Raw genomic sequence first — 17,794 nt, forward strand, 5'->3', positions numbered from 1 at the left:
CTCGCTGCGGTCGGCTGCCGGCCGACCGGGGAGGCCGGTCCGGACGGTCACTTGTCGCGCGGCATCCGACCCTCCGGGTCGAAACGCACCCAGAACGACTGGAACTGCATGAAGAGCTCGTCCTGCGCGCTGCCCGCGAGGGGATAGGACTCGGGGTGCAACCACCCGTAGTGGTGGCCGTGCGCACCGAGACGCTGGCCGTTTCCGAACGCCTGGCGGGCGGCCGCAGCGCTGACGAACCGCGAGAACGCGGTGTTCCTGTCGCGATAGCAGGTGGCGCCGAGCTGCGGCCCCACACCGAAATCCGTGTGCCACAGTGCGGCGTGCAGCGCCAGGTGGTCGGGGTGCGGGTAGGAGAAGCACTCGGTGCCGTCGTTGGCGAACGCGCCGATCAGGGTCGAGACATCGTCGGCGGGTGCGAGCCCCCACTCCCGGCGGTGATCCAGCACGACGCGGATCGCCCACGACACCTCGTCCGGTGTCACGTCGCCATCGCCGAGGTCGGCGAAGACCACGGCGCCGCGGTCGTGCCGGTCGGCGTAGACGCGCATCAGACGGTGGTCTCCGCTGCAGTCGACGCGCCCGCCCTCGCCGCGGCAGATGTCGACGCCGTCGGCGTCGAAGGGGCCGACGCGGCGCAGGGGGGCGAAATCGCCAGGGATGGTGGGGTCTTGCTCGGACATCTCGCCGAGGAACCCGAGAAGCGAGGAGACGCGCGCCTCCTCGCACGAGGGCGTCCCGCGGCCATCGGGGAGGGGGGACGGCTCGATCTCGCCCTTCGCCGTGTCGAGCGATCCGGCAAGCACGGCGGGCTCACAGTACCCGCTGTCTTCGCCGAGGGTGAGCGAGACGAGGATCTTGTAGCTGTCCGGGGTGTCTTCGATGAGCGACCAGAACTGGAACTCGTCGTCGGGATGGGGAATGACGGCCACCTGCACCGAACGGGACGGAATCTCGTCCTCGCTCATGGAGACCTTCGCCCCGGTGTCGGGGAGCGCCGCACCGGTCACCGTGTTCGCCGACGCCTGCAGCCCCCAGATCGAGGCCCCCACGATCGCTCCGGTGATCGGCCAGAGGGCCAGCAGACGGAGAGTGCGGCGGTACCGGGGGGAGCGGGCTCGGGAGCCCCGGAGATCGGGCACCACGGAAGTCTAAGAGGTCCTGCCACCGAATCCGGTGAGCGTGCCGGGCGGTGTCGCGCCGTCGGAGACCCCGGAGTCTGGATATCTCCTGGGGCGATCTCCCGGGTGGGCGGGAGGGCGCGCACTACAATGCTGGGAGGGACGGGTCCGGTCTGACGGACCGGATCCACCATCAGCACTCAGGAGATCCCGCGTGACAGAACAGCCCTCTCCGTCGAGCCCGGCGTCGGATGCCGTGCGCATCGTGGAATCTGCAGACGTCTCGCCGGATGCCGCGATCGGCGCCGGGTCGTCCATCTGGCACCTCGCCCAGGTGCGCGAGGGTGCGCAGCTCGGTCGCAACTGCATCGTGGGGCGCGGTGCCTATGTCGGCACCGGCGTCGTAATGGGCGACAACTGCAAGGTGCAGAACTACGCTCTCGTCTACGAGCCGGCCCGCCTCGCCGACGGCGTCTTCATCGGGCCAGCCGTCGTGCTCACCAACGACACCTACCCGCGGGCGATCAACCCGGACGGGAGCCTCAAGAGCGCGCACGACTGGGAGCCGGTCGGGGTGACGATCGGCCAGGGTGCGTCGATCGGCGCACGCGCGACGTGCGTCGCCCCGGTCACCATCGGGGCGTGGGCGACGGTCGCGGCCGGCGCGGTCGTGGTGAAGGATGTGCCCCCCTACGCGCTCGTCGCGGGCGTCCCCGCCCGGCGCATCGCGTGGGTCGGGGAAGCAGGCGTCCCGCTGACCGCGGGCGAAGCCGAAGGCATCTGGGTGTGCCCGACGACGGGAACCCGGTATCTCGAAACCGACGGCTGCTTGACGAAGGAGAACCAGTGAGCGATTTCATCCCCCCCGCGAAGCCCATCATCGGCGACGAAGAGCGGGAGGCGGTCGACCGAGTGCTGCGCAGCGGCATGGTCGCACAGGGCCCGGAGGTCGCGGCGTTCGAGAAGGAGTTCTCCGAGCACTTCGTGCAGGGTCGCCCGGCGGTGGCCCTGAACTCCGGCACAGCGGGCCTGCACCTCGGGCTCCTCGCGGCCGGCGTCGGCGCAGGCGATGAGGTCATCGTGCCCTCCTTCACGTTCGCGGCGAGCGGGAACTCCGTCGCGCTCACCGGCGGGACCCCGGTGTTCGTCGACATCGAGCCGGACACGTTCACGCTCGATCCCGCCGCGGTCGAGGCGGCGATCACGCCCCGGACGAAGGGCATCCTGCCGGTGCACCTCTACGGCCACCCTGCACGGATGCGGGAGCTCGCCGCGATTGCCGAGAAGCACGGCATCGCGCTCTACGAGGACGCGGCGCAGGCGCACGGCGCTGCCCTGGACGGCCGTCCGGTCGGCACGTTCGGCGAGTTCGCGATGTTCTCCCTCTACCCGACGAAGAACATGACCTCGGGCGAGGGCGGCATGGTGTCCGCCGTCGACGACGCGTTCGCTCGTCGTGTCCGGCTGCTGCGCAACCAGGGGATGGAGCGCCAGTACGAGAACGAGGTCGTCGGCTTCAACGCCCGCATGACCGACATCCACGCCGCGATCGGCCGCGTGCAGCTGACCAAGGTCGACGCGTGGACGAAGACCCGGCAGCAGAACGCGGCGTTCCTCGACGCGAACCTGCGCGGGGTCGTCACCCCGCCGGTCGCGGAGGGCGCTGAGCACGTGTATCACCAGTACACGATCCGCGTCGCGGATGACCGCGACGGTTTCGTGCGCGCGCTCAAGGAGGAGCACGGCGTCGGGTCCGGTGTGTATTACCCGATCCCGAACCACCGCCTGCCCTCGCTCGCCCCGTACGCCCCCGGCCTCGACCTGCCCGAGACCGAGAAGGCGGCCAGCGAGGTCGTCTCCCTCCCGGTGCATCCCTCGCTGTCCTCGGGTGATCTGGATCGCATCGTCGCCGCGGTCAACGCGGTCGCGGGGGCGGGCGCCTGATGGCCGATCTGCGGGCCGGTCTGCTCGGCGTCGGGATGATGGGCCGCCATCATGCTCGCGTGCTGCGCGAGCTCGACGGCGTCGACCTGGTCGGGATCGCCGATCCGGGCGGAGACCCGCACGGTGTCGCCGGTGACCTCGGGGTGCTCCCCGACATCGACGCGCTGATCGACCAGGGGCTCGACATCGCGGTCGTCGCCGTTCCCACGCGATTCCACGAGGACGCCGCGCTCAAGCTCGCCGCCGCCGGCGTGCACACGCTGGTGGAGAAGCCGATCGCGCACTCGCTCGATGCGGGGCAGCGGATGGTGGACGCGTTCGCCGCGGCGGGCCTGGTGGGCGCCGTGGGGCACATCGAACGGTTCAACCCGGCGCTGCAGGAGCTGCGCCGCCGGGTCGCGTCCGGTGAGCTCGGCGACGTCTACCAGGTCGCGACGCGCCGGCAGGGGCCGTTCCCCTCGCGGATCGCCGACGTCGGCGTGGCCAAGGACCTCGCGTCGCACGACGTCGACCTCACCGCCTGGGTCGTGCAGTCCGACTACGAGACGGTGTTCGCGCAGACCCAGTTCCAGTCGGGGCGCGAGCATGAGGACATGATCGTCATCTCCGGGCGCACCGCGTCCGGCGTGACGGTGAACAACATCGTCAACTGGCTGAGCCCGATGAAGGAGCGCCTCACGGTGGTGACGGGGGAGAAGGGGGCGTTCGTCGCCGACACCTCCACGGGCGACCTGACGTTCTACGCCAACGGCACGATCCCGCTCGAGTGGGAGTCGGTCTCCAGCTTCCGCGGCGTCTCCGAGGGCGACGTGACCCGATACGCCTTCGCGAAGCGCGAGCCGCTGAAGGTCGAGCACGAGTCCTTCCGCGACGCGGTCCTGGGCCGGGAGACCGACCTGGTGACCATGGCGCAGGGGCAGCGCACGCTCGCCGTGGTGGAGGCCGCACTGGAGTCGGCGCGCACCGGGCAGTCGGTCTCGCTGCCGAAGGCCTGACCGGTCCCACGATGGTCAAGAGCGCGATCGTGCGGGCGATCCCCGTGCCGATCGCCGAGTATGTGCTGCCGTGGGAGCGCGCGGCGTTCCGGTCGGCCGGCGTGTCGCGGGTGCCCTCCGCCGCGCGACGGCTGCTGATCGGGCCGGTGAACTCCGCCGGGCAGGCGTACGCGTGGGCGCGTGCGGCGGAACGCCTGCCCGGCGTGGCCGCGGCGAACTTCATGTATCGCGGCGCGGACGACGTCTTCGCCTTCCCCGCGGACCATGCCGTGCCGACGGCGTACTTCCTCGCCAACCGGCGCTGGCAGCGGGCGCAGACCCGTGCCGTGCGGCGGGGGTTCACGCACGTCCTCATCGAGTCCGGCCGCCGGATGCTCGGCCACGGCGGGTCGGCGGCCCAGGATGCGCGGATGCTGGCGGAGCGTGGCGTGCGGGTGGGGCTGCTGTTCCACGGCAGCGATATCCGTCTGCCCAGCCGTCATGCCGCTCTCGAACCCGACTCCCCGTTCCGCGATGGCGTCTATGCCGAGCAGGGGCGTCTGGAAGAGATCGCTCGCGGCAACAGGGCGCTGATCGATGCGGCTGGCCTGCCGGTGTTCGTCTCCACGCCAGACCTGCTCACGTTCGTGCCGGAGGCCGCCTGGCTTCCCGTCGTGATCGAGCCGCAGTGCTGGGCCGATGCCGCTCCGCGCCCGCCGCTCACGCGCGAGCGCCCGGTGGTGGTGCATGCCCCGAGTCGCGCCGGCCTGAAGGGCACCGCCCTGATCACGGCGACCGTGCGGAGGCTGCACGCCGAAGGCCTCATCGAGTACCGGGAGCTCACCGGCGTTCCCGCCGCCGACATGCCCGCGGTCTACGGTGACGCCGACATCGTGCTCGACCAGTTCTCGCTTGGGATCTACGGTGTCGCCGCGTGCGAGGCCCTCGCCAGCGGCCGCATCGTCGTCAGCCATGTCGCGGACGTCGTGCGCGACCGGGTGCGGGAGGCGACCGGGCTCGACCTCCCGGTGACCGAGTCCACCGCGGACGACCTCGAGGCGGTGCTGCGCGGCCTGATCGCCGATCCGGAGCGCGCCCGCGCCGGCGCTGCGCGCGGCCCGGCCTTCGTCTCGGCGGTGCACGACGGGTCGCGCTCGGCCCAGGTGCTCGCGGGTTTCCTGGGCATCTAGCACGCCCAGAACAGACAGCCGACGCGAGAACAGGCGACTGCCGTCAGAAACGGCCTGTTCTCGTGTCGGCTGCCTGTTCTGGGGTGGTGGTCTGCGCGCACGGATCGGATTCGGAGGTGCGCGTGGGAGACTAGAGGACGTGTGGTTTGAACTGAACGCTTCGGGGCGGTGCGTGTGAAGGTCGTCATCAAGGCGTTCCGCGATCTGATGGGCTATCTGCCTGACGACGCGCGCTCCTACCTGATCCGCTACATCGTCATCTCCTGCCTGCTGACCGTGCTGGACATCGCCGCGATCATGCTCCTGGCGCTGAGTCTCGCGCCGATGATCTCGCAGACGCCGATCACGATCCCGCTGATCGGCACGATCGATGGCGACTCCTACATGTGGCTGGTGGGGCTCGTCGCGCTGCTCATCCTGGTGAAGTCGGCGCTGCAGCTGGGCCAGCAGTGGTTCGCGACCCGCCGCTTCGCGGCCTTCGAGCTCGAGATCGGCCGTCAGCTCTTCGACGCCTACATCAAAGCGCCGTGGACGTACCGCCTCGGCCGCAACACCGCACAGATCGTCCGGATCGCCGACGTCGGCATCGCGAACGCCGTCAGCGGCTTCCTGCTGCCCATCGTGCAGCTGCCGAGCATGGTCGTCAGCTTCGTCCTGATCCTCGGCGTCATCATCGTCGCCCAGCCCTTCACCGCGCTGATCACGGTGGTGTATCTCGGCCTGATCATGGCCCTGTTGTACTGGGTGGTCTCCAGCCGCAGCGTGCAGGCGGGTCGCGTGGCCCGCGACTACTCGTTCACCGTCGCGACGCTGATGACCGAGATGATGCAGGCGCTCAAGGAGATCACGCTCCGCAACAAGACCGGTGAGGTCGCGGAGATCGTCAACGCCAACCGCGCGTTCAGCACCCGCGCCAGGGCGAACCTCAACTTCCTCGGCGCGGTGCCCGGCTTCGTGCTCAACGCCGCGCTCGTCGGCGGATTCGTCCTGGTGGGTGCCGTGGCCTACCTGTTCGGCGGGGGTGGCGAGAACGGCATGAAGGAGGCGCTCGCTGCTGTCGCGTTGTTCGCGGTGGCCGGGTTCCGCCTGGTGCCATCGCTCACGGGCTTCCAGTCGATCGTCACGCGCACCACCGCCAACGTCCCGCACGTCGAGGCGGTGATCTTCGACCTCCAGGTGTCGGAGAAGTACCTCGAAGTCGCGGAGAAGCTGGGCCAGCAGCCGATCGTCGGAACGCCGGAGAAGCTGACGCTGTCGGGGGTCTCGTTCGGCTACCCGCAGCACGAGGACACCCCGGCCGTGCATGACATCGATCTGGAGATCCCGATCGGCAGCTCCCTCGCCCTGGTCGGATCTTCCGGGGCGGGCAAGTCCACGATCGTCGACATTCTGCTCGGGCTGCTCGTTCCGCAGGCGGGCACCATCATGCTCGACGATCAGGACCTCAATGATGTCCTGGCGGCCTGGCGTGAACGGGTCGGCTATGTGCCGCAGGACGTGTCCCTGTTCGACGGAACCGTCGCCCAGAACGTCGCACTCACCTGGGACGAGAAGTCCATCGACGTCGATCGCGTACGCGCGTCCCTCGAGAAGGCGCAGCTCTGGGACGTCATCGAGGGCCGTGAGGGCGGCATGCACGGCCGCATCGGCGAGCGCGGTATGTCGCTCTCCGGCGGGCAGCGTCAGCGGCTGGGCATCGCCCGCGCCCTCTACAGCGATCCGCTGATCCTCGTGCTCGATGAGGCCACCAGCGCCCTCGACACCAAGACGGAGTCGCGCGTGACCGAGGCGATCCGCGGGCTCAAGGGCCAGGTGACGATCGTGTCGGTCGCGCACCGGCTCTCCACCATCCGCGACAGCGACACGGTGTGCTTCATGCAGGACGGCACGATCGTCGACCGCGGCACCTTCGACGAGCTCGTCGCGCGCGTGCCGAACTTCGCGGAGCAGGCTCAGCTCGCGGGGCTCGCGTGACCGCTGCCCCCCGCGGCGATGCCGCGCAGGCCGGACCGGTCGTCGAGGTCGTGGTGGCCTGCCACGATGAGCGGCGGCCGATCGAACGCGCCGTCTCCTCGCTGCTGCAGGACGACGACGTGCGCGACCGGGTACGGGTGACGGTCGTCGCGCACGGCCTCGACCCTGAGCCCCTGCGCGAGCGCCTCGCGGGGATCGCCGGTGATGTCCGCGTGCTCCCGTTCCGCGACGGCATCCGCAGCGCCGCCGGTCCCTTCAACCACGGCCTGGACCAGGTCGAAGCGCCGTACTGCGGTGTGATGGGCTCGGACGACTTCCTCGAGCCCGGCACCATGAGCCGGTGGATCGCGCATGTCGAGCGGGAGCGTCCGGATGCCGCGATCGCGCAGATCCGGCAGCAGGGCCTGCCCATCATGCCCAACCCGCTGGTGCGTCTGGGACGGCGTCGTCGTCTGGACGCGGCGAAGGACCGCCTCTTCTACCGCACCGCCCCGCTCGGGCTCATCCGGACCGCGCGCATGCGCGAGCTCGGCCTGCGGATGGCCGAGGGCGTGCGGGTGGGCGAGGACTTCGAGTTCGGCATCCGGCTGTGGGCGCAGGGCGGTCGTATCGACTTCCTGCAGGGACTCGGCTGCTATGTGATCGGGCTGGACGCCGCAGAGCGCACAACGCTCGGCGCGATGACCGTTCAGGAGCGTTTCGAGCCGATCGTTCGCATCCTCGACGACGGGCTGTTCGCCGAGCTGCGGTCTGCGCACCGCACCGCGCTCGCGGTGAAGCTCATCCGGATCAGCGTCGTCGGCAACGCCGCTCCGCTGTCGCAGCAGGGTGTCTCCGACGCCGAGGTGGCAGAGCTCGCCGCTCTGCTCCGTCGTCTGCTGGCTGCCGCGCCGCGCGCGATCCGGCCCTTCAACCGCCAGGACCGCGGCGTGATCGACGGTCTCCTCGCCGAGCCGACCGCCGCGCGGCTGCGTGCCGAGGTGGCACGCGCGACGGGCGCCGGGCGCCGGCGGCGGTGGATCACCCCCGACATCGTGCACAGCCTTGCCCGGGAGTCCACGCTGCGGCGGTATGTGCTGTACTTCTGTAAACGCGAACGAGGGGGAACCCGGTGACTGCCCGTCCGACCATGCTGATCCTGTCGTACTCGCCGATCGTGGGGGACGCTCGGGTGCTGAAGCAGGTGGCACGCTTCGTGCGCGACTATGACGTCACCACCCTCGGGTACGGTGACGCGCCGGAGGGCGTCGTCGAGCACATCTCGATGCCCCGCGAGAACCGTTTCGACGACCGGGACGGCAAGCTCGTGCTGCTCAAGCGCTATCGCACCGTGTACTGGCGGTTGTCCGCCGTGCGCTGGTCGCGTGACGCGCTCCGGGGTCGCAAGTTCGACGTGATCATCGCCAACGACGTCGAGTCGGTCCCGGTGGCCGTCAAGCTCAAGCCGCGCTACGGGGTCCTCGCCGATCTGCACGAGTACAGCCCGCGCCTGCACGACGACAATCCGTCGTGGTTCGAGAAGATCACCCCCTGGTACAACTGGGTGGTTCGGCGCTACGTCACCAAGGCCGCCGCGTGGACCACCGTCAGCCAGGGCCTGGCCGCCGAGTACGAGCGCAACTTCGGGTTCCGCGCCGAGCTGGTCAGCAACGCCACGCCCTATCACGAGCTCGACCCGACGCCGGTCTCGCGCCCCATCCGTCTGGTCCACAGCGGAGCCGGACTGACGAACCGCAAGCTGCACCTGATGGCGGAAGCGGTGGCGACAGCCGATGCCGACGTGACGCTCGACTTCTATCTGACGCCCAACCACCCGGCGTACATGGAGGAGCTGAAGGCGTTCGCCGAGACCACCGACCGGGTGCGCGTGCTCGACCCCGTGCCGTACGACGACCTGGTGCGCACGCTCAACGACTACGACGTGGGCGTCTTCCTGCTGCCGCCGGTCACGTTCAACTATCGCCATGCCCTGCCGAACAAGCTCTTCGACTATGTGCAGGCCCGGCTCGGCATCATCGTCGGTCCCTCCCCGGAGATGGCCGCGTATGTGTCGGACTACGGACTCGGTCTCGTTTCGGACGAGTTCACGGTGGAGTCCTTCCGCGCGGCGATCGAAGCGCTCACGGTCGAGTCGGTCGTCGCGTACAAGCGCAACGCCGATGCCCACGCGGCGGAGCTCGCCGGGGAACGTCAGGTGGAGAAGTGGGATCGTATCGTCGCCGGGCTGGTGGGGAAGAAGCGCCGGTGAGCCGGCCCCGCCTGCTGATCATCTCGTTCTCGCGGATCGAGGCGGACGCGCGCGTTCTCAAGCAGGTGCGCCGGCTGCGCGACGACGTCGAGGTCCACACGATCGGCTACGGGGAGCAGCCGGACGGTGCGTCGTCTCACATCCGCATCCCGGACGAGTTCCCCATCTGGCGATACGACAGGGCCGCCGTCATCCTGCGGCAGTTCCGGCGGGCGTATCGGAGCAACCGCGCTGTCGCCTTCGTCGCCGACGCGCTGCGGGGCACCCGGTGGGATGCGATCATCGCGAACGACGTGGATGCCGCCGGCGTGGCCCTGGAGCAGGACTCCGTGCATGGCGTGCACGTCGACCTGCACGAGTACGCTCCGCGGCAGAAGGAGGACGTGCCGCGGTGGCGGCTGTTCGTCGCGCCGTTCGTGCGGTGGATGTGCCGGGAGTTCGTCACACGGGCGACCTCGGTCACGACGCTCGGTCAGGGCATCGCCGACGAGTACCGCCGGGTGTACGGCATCGACGCGGAGGTCGTGACCAACGCGGCTCCTTATCACCGGATCGTGCCGGGTGCGGTGTCGTCGCCGATCCGGCTGGTGCACAGCGGTGCCGGGCTTCGCGACCGCAACCTGCTGCTGATGGCGCAGGCCGTCGTCGCATCCCGTTCCGACGTGTCGCTGGACTTCTTCCTGACGCCGAACGATCCGCCCTACATCCAGGAGCTCCGGGAGTTCGCCGCCACGACGGACGGCCGGGTCCGGGTGCTCGATCCGGTTCCCTATGACCAGCTGATCCCGGCGCTGAGCGACTATGACGTCGGTGTCTTCCTCCTGCCCCCGGTGAACTTCAACTATCGATGGACCCTCCCCAACAAGCTCTTCGATTTCGTCCAGGCCCGTCTCGGCGTCGTCATCGGACCCTCGCCGGAGATGGCGAGGGTGGTGACGGAGCACGGGTTCGGTGCGGTCGCTGACGGCTTCGATGCGGCGGCCCTCACCCGGGTGCTCGACGGCCTGACGGTTGAGCTCGTGTCGGAGTGGAAGCGTGCGGCGGATGCCGCCGCCGCCGAGCTCGCGGGGGAGACGCAGGCCGAGGTCTGGGCGCGCGCGATCCAGCGGCTGCTCGCTGCCCCGGGAGCGGGCGGATCATGACGCGCCTGGTGCTGTTCACCAACGACTACCCCTACCGGACCGGCGACGTGGTGTTCGTGGCGAAGGAGATCGACGCACTCCTGGAGCGCTTCGACGACATCGTCGTGCTCTGTCACGCGCGCGACACCAGCGCGGGCATGGTGCAGCTGCCGGAGCGGGTGCGTCTGGCCGGGAATCTGTTCGAGCCGGCCCCCGAGGACGCGCCGCGGCGGCTGCTCGAGTGGGGGGCGATCGGGCTGCTGCTCCAGGCCACCTGGCGGGAGCTCTGGAGCGGACGTCTGCTCCGGCATCCGAAGCTCTTCCTGCTCGGCGCGAAGGTGGGCATCACGCAGGCGCACCGCACGGCCGTGCGGGAGGCGATCGCCGGGGCAGAGGATGTCGTCGCGTACGGGTTCTGGGCGATGGGCGGGGGGCTGGGCGTGCCGTGGCTGCGCGGGGTGCGCGCCCGTGTCACCCGGGTACACCGATACGACCTGTACGAGGAGAGCGCCCCGAACGGGTATCTGCCCTTCCGTCCCTTCCTGTATGCGCGTGCGGACCGTGTGCTCGCGATCTCGGACGACGCAGCGCGGTATCTGGCAGAGCACCACCCGCAGACGCGCGGCAAGATCGCGGTGAGCCGCCTCGGTGCGCACGGGCCGGCCCAGGCCCCGGCGCACGAGCGCGGTGCGACCCGCACCATCGTGTCGTGCTCCGCGGTCACCGAGATCAAGAGGGTCGACCGCATCCTCGCGGCTCTGCGGATCCTTCCCGGCCTGGACGCCGCGCACCCGGTGCACTGGGTGCACGCCGGGGACGGCCCGCTCATGCCGGAGCTGCGTGCGCAGCTCGGCGACCTGCCGCCTGGCCTCACGGTGGAGCTGCGCGGCCAGGTCGACAACGCCGAACTGCTGACGTTCTACCGCGATGAGCGCGTCGACGCTTTCGTCAACGTCAGCTCGTCCGAGGGCGTTCCGGTGAGCATCATGGAGGCGATCGCGCACGGCATCCCGGTCGTCGCGACCGCCGTGGGCGGAACGCCGGAGATCGTCGGCACGGAGCACGGCACCGGTGAGCTGGTCTCAGCGCCGGCGCATCCGGTGGAGGTCGCCGCTGCCCTGCGCAGGGTGCTGGACGCGGAACCGGGTGCCTACGCCCCCCGTGAGCACTGGGAGCGTGTGTACGACGCGCGTCGCACCGGGTCGCACGCTGCGGAGCTGGTGCGGTCAGCCGGAAGCGGAGCACCGGCGTGAAGGTTCTCGTCGTCACCGCCTGGCTGCCGACGGCGGCGCGTCCGGAGGCCGGAGCCTTCGTGATGCGCGACGTGGAGATGCTGCGGCGCGACCACGAGGTCGATGTCGTGCACCTCTCCGCGGACGGAGCCCCGTCGACGGCACCGTTCCCGACCCGCACGGTGACGATGTCGCCGGCGAACCCGGTGAGCATCGCCCGGGCGGCCCGTGTCATCGCGGAGCGCATGGCACATGCCGACCTGGTGCACACGATGGCCGCCTCGGCCCTGCTCCCGTTCGGTGCGCTCAGAGTACGCCGGCCCTGGGTGCACACCGAGCACTGGTCGGCGTTCGTCGCGCCGGCGAGCATCGGCCTCGTCGCACGCGCGTCCCTGCCCCTCACCGCCCGCCTGATGGCCCGGCCCGACGTGGTGATCGCGGTCGGCGCGCTGCTGGCGAGCGCGATCGGCCGACACCGCGCCGGACCCATCGTGGTGATCGGCAACGAGGTGGCCGGCCCGGCATCCCTGCGCGAACGCCCCGGCGGCGCTGAGACGGTGCTCGTCGGGGTGGGGGGACTCGTGCCGGGGAAGGGCCCGGAGCTCGCGATCCAGGCGATCGCGGAGCTGAATCGTCGCGGCGCTCGGGCCCGCCTGATCTGGGCCGGCGACGGGCCGATGCGCGACGACGTCGAACGCCTGGCGACCCGGCTCGGTGTCGATCTCGACCTGCGCGGTCGCATCGAGCCCGCCGCCGTGCCCGATGTGCTCGCGGAGGGGGATGCGTTCCTGCTGCCCACGCGCATGGAGACCTTCGGCGTGGCGATCGCCGAGGCGCTCGTCTCCGGGCGGCCCGTGATCGTGGGCGCCGAGGGGGAGCAGGCCTCGTTCGTCTCCGAGCCGGACGGCGTGCTCGTCTCCGCTCGAACCGCGGCCGCGTACGCGGACGGTGTCGAGCGGGTGCTCGCGCTGAACCGTGAACGGTCTGCCGCCGAGGTCGCGGCGCGTGCGACGGAGCTCTTCGACCCGGAGCCGCGGCGGCGGCGGACGAGCGAAGCGTACGGGCGTGCCCGGCGCAGCGCCGCCGTCGTGGCGACCGAGCCGCTGCCCGCCGATGTGGATGTGGTCATCGCCGTGCACGATCCGGCACGGCGCATCGACAGGGCGCTGGCCTCAGCGCTCGCTGCGACGTCCGTCGGGCGGGCGATCGTGGTGTGCCACAACACGCCGGCAGCGGGCATTCGCGCGGCCGCGGGGAGCGCCGCCGATGATCCGCGCGTGCGGTTCGTCGAGCTCGACGACGGCATCCGCAGTCCCGCCGGGCCGTTCAACCGGGGGCTGGAACTCTGCGAGGGACGGTACATCGCGATCGTCGGCTCCGATGACGAGCTCGTCGACGACGCCATCGATGCGTGGCGTCGCACCGCCGCAAGGGAGCGTGCCGACATGGTCATCGCTCCGCTGCGGCACGCCGGTGGCGCACGCATCCCCACGCCGCCAACGCCGCGCCGCCGCCGGCTGCGCGGGCGTCGCGACCGGCTCGCGTACCGCACAGCTCCCCTCGGACTCATCGCGCGGGAGCGCTTCGGCGCGTTGCGCTTCACGCCGGGGCTGGCGACCGGCGAGGACCTCGGCTACTCGACGCGCATCTGGTTCTCGGGGGCGCGGATCGCCCGGCATCGCGCACCGGGGGAGTACCTCGTGCACGACGGCGAGGGGCGCGTGACGTTCACCCCCCGCCCGATCGCCGAGGATCTGCGCGCCCTGTCGTTGCTCATCGCGGAACCGGAGACCCGCGCGCTGCCGGTGAGCGACCGGGGTTCGCTCGCCGTGAAGCTCTGGCGGCTGGCCGTCTTCGGCGCGGTGCACTACCGGCAGGGACACTGGACGCCGGAGGACCGGGCCGATATCGCCGACGTCGCGCGGGAGCTGCGCGGTTTCGCTCCCGCGGCGATCGACGTGCTCTCACGGGCCGACGTCGCCCTGATCACGGCGCTCCGCGATCCCGCCGTCGCCGACGCGGAGGTCGATCGGCTGTCCGGGCGGCGGCGCCGCTTCGCGACCCCGGCAGCACTGATCCCGGCGCGGGCGTCGCGGCTGTTCGCGCGGGAGGCACCGCTGCGCTTCAGCGCGGCCACGTGGTGGGCGCTGCGCGGCTGAGCGGCCCCCGCGGTCGCCGACCGTACTCCGGCAAAAAGGCCGCCAGCGCCCGAAACGGCGGTTTTCGGGCCGGTGCGGCACATTCTGCCTGAGTACGGGAAAGCGCGTGCCGGGGCCGTGCCGGGGCCGGTCCGGGGCGCGGCTGCCGCTTCCCCCGCCAGGGCCGCCGAGTGCGCGCACAGTGCTCCCGGCCCGGTCTCCTAGACTTTGTGTCCGTGAAGATCGTCAGCGTGGTGGGTGCGCGTCCGCAGTTCGTGAAGCTTGCTCCGATCCATCGGGCGGCCGTTGCCGCGGGTGTCGATCACGTGATCGTCCACACCGGCCAGCACTACGACCCGCTGCTGTCCGATGTCTTCTTCGAGGACCTCGGGATCGGCGAGCCCGACGTGCACCTCGGCGTGGGGAGCGGCTCCCACGGGGTGCAGACCGGTGCGATGCTCGCCGCCCTCGATGCGGTTTTCGAGGAGCACCGACCCGACTGGGTGCTGGTCTACGGCGACACGAACTCGACGGTCGCCGCGGCGCTCAGCGCGGTGAAGATGCACATCCCGGTGGCTCACCTGGAAGCCGGGCTGCGCAGCTTCAACCGGCGGATGCCGGAGGAGCACAACCGGGTGATGACCGATCACGCCGCCGACCTCCTGCTCGCGCCGACGCAGGTCGCGGTGGATCATCTCGCGCATGAGGGGCTCGCCGAGCGAACCGTCCTGGTCGGCGACGTGATGACCGACGTCCTGTTCCAGGTGCGCGACGAGGTGACGGGGGCGCCTTCGCCGCTCGTGGCAGAGCTGGGTCTCGCGCCGGGCGAACACTACGTCGCGACGATCCACCGCGCCGAGAACACCGACGACCCGGAGCGGCTTGCCGCGGTGATGGGCGCGCTCTCGATCCTCGACCGACCGGTCGTGCTGCTCGCACATCCGCGCGTGGTGGCGAAGGCGCAGGACGCCGGCATCCCGCTCACCCAGGGCTCGCTGATCGCCCACGCTCCGCTGGCCTATCCGGAGCTGATCGCGTCGGTGGTGCCGTCTGCCGGGGTCGTGACGGACTCGGGCGGCCTGCAGAAGGAAGCGTTCCTCCTGGGGGTGCCCTGCACGACCGTCCGCACGGAGACCGAGTGGGTCGAGACGGTCGATCTCGGCTGGAACGTGCTGGCGAACACCGCGGAGGAGATCGCCGCGGGGGTGAACCGCCCCCGCCCGGCCGAGACCGCCGCGGCACCCTATGGCGACGGGCGCGCCGCCGAACGTGTCGTGCAGGTCTTGCTCTCGCACGCGTCCGGCGCATGACATCGGCGTCCGCGCGCGGGAGCGCAGCTGCATCCCGCCCGACCGCGCCGGGATCCGGGCGGCGCTGGTGGCTCGATGTGCTGCGGGTGGTCTCGATCTGCGGCGTCGTCGCGATCCACGTGTTCGCCGGAATGGTCGGCAACGCGGAGATCCGCGGCAGCGGGCGATGGTGGGCAGCCGTCGCCCTCGACCTGGGCTTCGTGTGGGTCGTCCCGGTGTTCGTGATGATCTCGGGCGCTCTGCTGCTCGAACCACGGCAGCACGCGGCCGGCCCCGCGACGTTCTACCGGCGCCGGCTGCTGCGCCTCGCGCCTGCCCTCGTGTTCTGGCCGGTGTTCTACCTGCTGGTCATCCGGATCGGCGTGTCTCAGGCCCCGCCAGACAGAGCGGGGCTCGTTGCCTGGGCGCTCGATGGCAAGCCCTACACGCACCTCTATTTCCTCTGGCTGATCGTTGGGCTGTATGCGGTGACGCCGGTTCTGGCCGCCTTCCTGCGCGAGGGAGGCCAGCGGAGGGCGTTGATCTTCGCCGGCATGACGCTCGCGGCCACCGTCGCCACGGGCATGTCGTCGAGCCTGCTGGGGGCGATGGGACAGCCCAGGCCCCTCACCCTCCTCGCGCTCACCCAGTGGCTCCCCTACGTGGGTTACTTCCTCGCGGGCTGGGCACTGCGTGATGTGGTGATCCGCGGGCGTGCGCTCGTGTTCGTGACGCTCGGTACCGCGGTGTCGATCGCCTTCGTGATCGTGCAGTACGGTCTGGACTTCCCCCGCATCGACGCCATCGCACCGGTGAGCTACTTCGGCCCGATCGTGGCGCTTGCCTCGATCGGCGTCTTCCTGTCGGTGAACGGGCTGCTGCGCGCCTGGACTCCGGGACCGCGGGGTGCGCGCCTTCTCCGCGAACTGTCGGACAGCGCGTTCGGGGTGTTCCTGATCCACTTCGCGCTACTGGTGACCGTGCGCCAGGTTCCGATGTTCGCCGGCTGGGCCGGGTCGTTCCCTCGGACGCTGATCCTCTATGTCGTGGTGGTGATCGCGTCGTTTGCGATCGTGGGCGTCATGCGGCGCATTCCGGGACTCCGCCGGCTGGTCTGAATCCGTCCTCGGCCCTCACCCGGACGCCGCTGCGCGCGCCTCGCTCGCACATGTGCGAGCCGGTCGCGCGGGCGAGGCGTGCGCGCGGGGCGCGCGGCGGGCCGGGGAGCGGGCGGTCACGCAGCATTGGTTCCGTAGAATGACAACTATGCGCATCGCCGTCGTGGCCCTCGGAAAGATCGGGCTTCCCCTCGCCGTCCAGTTCGCCGATTCCGGACACGAGGTGATCGGCGTCGACGTGAACCAGCGGGCGGTCGACCTCATCAACGCCGCCCAGGAGCCGTTCCCCGGCGAGGCGCACCTGCAGGAGAAGCTGAGCGAGCTGGTACCGGCCGGGCGACTGCGCGCGACCACCGACTATGCCGACGCGATCCCGGGGGCCGACGCCGTCGTGCTGGTCGCGCCGGTCTTCGTGAACGATGAGACCTGGGAACCCGACTTCCAGTACATGGACGCCGCGACGGCGTCCCTCGCGGAGCATCTCACTCCCGGCACGCTGGTGTCCTACGAGACGACGCTGCCGGTGGGCACCACCCGCACCCGGTGGAAGCCGATGCTGGAGGCGGGCTCCGGCCTGACCGAGGGCGTCGACTTCCACGTCGCGTACTCGCCGGAGCGCGTGCTCACGGGCCGCGTGTTCGCGGACCTGCGGAAGTACCCGAAGCTGATCGGCGCCCTCTCCGATGAGGGAACCCGGCGGGCACGGGAGTTCTACGAGGCCGTGCTGCAGTTCGACGAGCGTCCGGACCTGCCGCGCCAGAACGGCGTGTGGGACCTGGGGTCGACGGAGGCGTCGGAGATGGCCAAGCTCGCCGAGACCACGTACCGCGACGTCAACATCGGCCTGGCGAACCAGTTCGGGCTGTTCGCGGCTGCGCACGGCATCGACGTCTACAAGGTGATCGAGGCGTGCAACTCGCAGCCCTACAGCCACATCCACCGGCCAGGGATCGCCGTCGGCGGACACTGCATCCCGGTGTACCCGCGCCTGTACCTGTCGACGGATCCCGACGCCGATGTCGTGCGCGTCGCCCGGCAGCTGAACGCCTCGATGCCGGAGCGGCTCGTGGCCCAGGCCGCCGACCTTCTCGGGTCGCTGGACGGCCTGCAGGCCGTCGTCCTGGGGGCGGCGTACCGGGGCGGCGTCAAGGAGACCGCGTTCTCCGGGGTGTTCCCCACGGTCGAGGCGCTGCAGGCGCGCGGAGCGACCGTGCGGGTGCATGATCCGCTCTACTCCGACGAGGAGCTGGAGCGCCTCGGATTCACGCCGTACGCGCTCGGAGAACCGGCCGACGTCGTCGTGCTGCAGACCGACCATGCGGACTATCGGTCGCTCACTCCCGCAGATCTCCCGGGGGTCCGGCTGCTGGTGGACGGCCGCAACGCCACCGACCCGGAACGGTGGGCAGGCACCCCGCGCATCGTCGTCGGAAAGGCCTAGCCCG

At 70.7% G+C, this 17,794-nt stretch carries 14 protein-coding genes; 13 read left to right on the forward strand and 1 reads right to left on the reverse strand.

Translation table 11 applies throughout. The features are described from left to right. Positions 1-47: 47 nt before the first annotated feature. Positions 48-1,142 carry a hypothetical protein gene (locus AC3RXY_RS07085; protein ID WP_491510200.1) on the reverse strand — a complete coding sequence of 365 codons (1,095 nt, stop codon included), beginning with the start codon at positions 1,140-1,142 and terminating at the stop codon, positions 48-50. A gap of 193 nt (positions 1,143-1,335) precedes the next feature. Between AC3RXY_RS07085 and AC3RXY_RS07090 the strand changes: the two genes are divergently transcribed. The 13 genes from AC3RXY_RS07090 to AC3RXY_RS07150 all read left to right on the forward strand — a co-directional run bounded on the left by AC3RXY_RS07090 (position 1,336) and on the right by AC3RXY_RS07150 (position 17,790). Next, a complete protein-coding gene (locus tag AC3RXY_RS07090; protein ID WP_491510201.1) occupies positions 1,336-1,971 on the forward strand; it encodes an acyltransferase in 636 nt (211 codons plus the stop codon). Further along, complete coding sequence (locus AC3RXY_RS07095; RefSeq protein WP_491510202.1) at positions 1,968-3,065, forward strand: DegT/DnrJ/EryC1/StrS family aminotransferase; 1,098 nt, start codon at positions 1,968-1,970, stop codon at positions 3,063-3,065. Before AC3RXY_RS07090 ends, AC3RXY_RS07095 begins: the two co-directional genes overlap by 4 nt. Then, complete coding sequence (locus AC3RXY_RS07100) at positions 3,065-4,060, forward strand: Gfo/Idh/MocA family oxidoreductase (protein ID WP_491510203.1); 996 nt, start codon at positions 3,065-3,067, stop codon at positions 4,058-4,060. The genes AC3RXY_RS07095 and AC3RXY_RS07100 overlap by 1 nt, the downstream gene beginning before the upstream one ends. An 11-nt stretch (positions 4,061-4,071) precedes the next feature. Then, the gene (locus tag AC3RXY_RS07105; RefSeq protein WP_491510204.1) at positions 4,072-5,229 is read left to right on the forward strand and encodes a glycosyltransferase family protein; all 1,158 of its coding nucleotides are present in this window, start codon (positions 4,072-4,074) and stop codon (positions 5,227-5,229) included. Between the two features lie 168 nt (positions 5,230-5,397). Then, positions 5,398-7,203 (forward strand): ABC transporter ATP-binding protein, encoded by a 1,806-nt coding sequence (locus AC3RXY_RS07110; protein ID WP_498224535.1) that lies wholly within the window; start codon positions 5,398-5,400, stop codon positions 7,201-7,203. Beyond that, complete coding sequence (locus AC3RXY_RS07115; RefSeq protein WP_491510206.1) at positions 7,200-8,318, forward strand: glycosyltransferase; 1,119 nt, start codon at positions 7,200-7,202, stop codon at positions 8,316-8,318. The genes AC3RXY_RS07110 and AC3RXY_RS07115 overlap by 4 nt, the downstream gene beginning before the upstream one ends. Next, positions 8,315-9,451 (forward strand): glycosyltransferase, encoded by a 1,137-nt coding sequence (locus AC3RXY_RS07120; RefSeq protein ID WP_491510207.1) that lies wholly within the window; start codon positions 8,315-8,317, stop codon positions 9,449-9,451. The genes AC3RXY_RS07115 and AC3RXY_RS07120 overlap by 4 nt, the downstream gene beginning before the upstream one ends. Then, on the forward strand, positions 9,448-10,593 hold the full coding sequence (locus AC3RXY_RS07125) for a glycosyltransferase family protein (protein ID WP_491510208.1): 1,146 nt from the start codon (positions 9,448-9,450) through the stop codon (positions 10,591-10,593). The genes AC3RXY_RS07120 and AC3RXY_RS07125 overlap by 4 nt, the downstream gene beginning before the upstream one ends. Further along, positions 10,590-11,825: a glycosyltransferase gene (locus AC3RXY_RS07130; RefSeq protein WP_491510209.1), complete on the forward strand. Its 1,236-nt coding sequence runs from the start codon at positions 10,590-10,592 to the stop codon at positions 11,823-11,825. Before AC3RXY_RS07125 ends, AC3RXY_RS07130 begins: the two co-directional genes overlap by 4 nt. Then, entirely contained in the window at positions 11,822-13,963 is a 2,142-nt protein-coding gene (locus AC3RXY_RS07135) for a glycosyltransferase (RefSeq protein WP_491510210.1), read from the forward strand. The genes AC3RXY_RS07130 and AC3RXY_RS07135 overlap by 4 nt, the downstream gene beginning before the upstream one ends. 215 nt (positions 13,964-14,178) lie before the next feature. Then, complete coding sequence (gene wecB / locus AC3RXY_RS07140) at positions 14,179-15,252, forward strand: non-hydrolyzing UDP-N-acetylglucosamine 2-epimerase (protein WP_491510211.1); 1,074 nt, start codon at positions 14,179-14,181, stop codon at positions 15,250-15,252. Beyond that, entirely contained in the window at positions 15,249-16,349 is a 1,101-nt protein-coding gene (locus AC3RXY_RS07145) for an acyltransferase (RefSeq protein ID WP_491510212.1), read from the forward strand. Before wecB ends, AC3RXY_RS07145 begins: the two co-directional genes overlap by 4 nt. 148 nt (positions 16,350-16,497) lie before the next feature. After that, positions 16,498-17,790, forward strand: coding sequence for a nucleotide sugar dehydrogenase (locus AC3RXY_RS07150; protein ID WP_491510213.1), 1,293 nt, complete (start codon positions 16,498-16,500; stop codon positions 17,788-17,790). Positions 17,791-17,794: the final 4 nt, after the last annotated feature.

This window comes from Microbacterium longlingense (genome assembly GCF_058349825.2).

Excerpts from the sequence above, each read along its gene's own strand:
- AC3RXY_RS07130 (WP_491510209.1), top strand. The coding sequence starts at position 10,590 with ATGACGCGCCTGGTGCTGTTCACCAACGACTACCCCTACCGGACCGGC.
- AC3RXY_RS07150 (WP_491510213.1), top strand. The coding sequence starts at position 16,498 with ATGCGCATCGCCGTCGTGGCCCTCGGAAAGATCGGGCTTCCCCTCGCC.
- AC3RXY_RS07145 (WP_491510212.1), top strand. The coding sequence starts at position 15,249 with ATGACATCGGCGTCCGCGCGCGGGAGCGCAGCTGCATCCCGCCCGACC.
- AC3RXY_RS07105 (WP_491510204.1), top strand. The coding sequence starts at position 4,072 with ATGGTCAAGAGCGCGATCGTGCGGGCGATCCCCGTGCCGATCGCCGAG.
- AC3RXY_RS07100 (WP_491510203.1), top strand. The coding sequence starts at position 3,065 with ATGGCCGATCTGCGGGCCGGTCTGCTCGGCGTCGGGATGATGGGCCGC.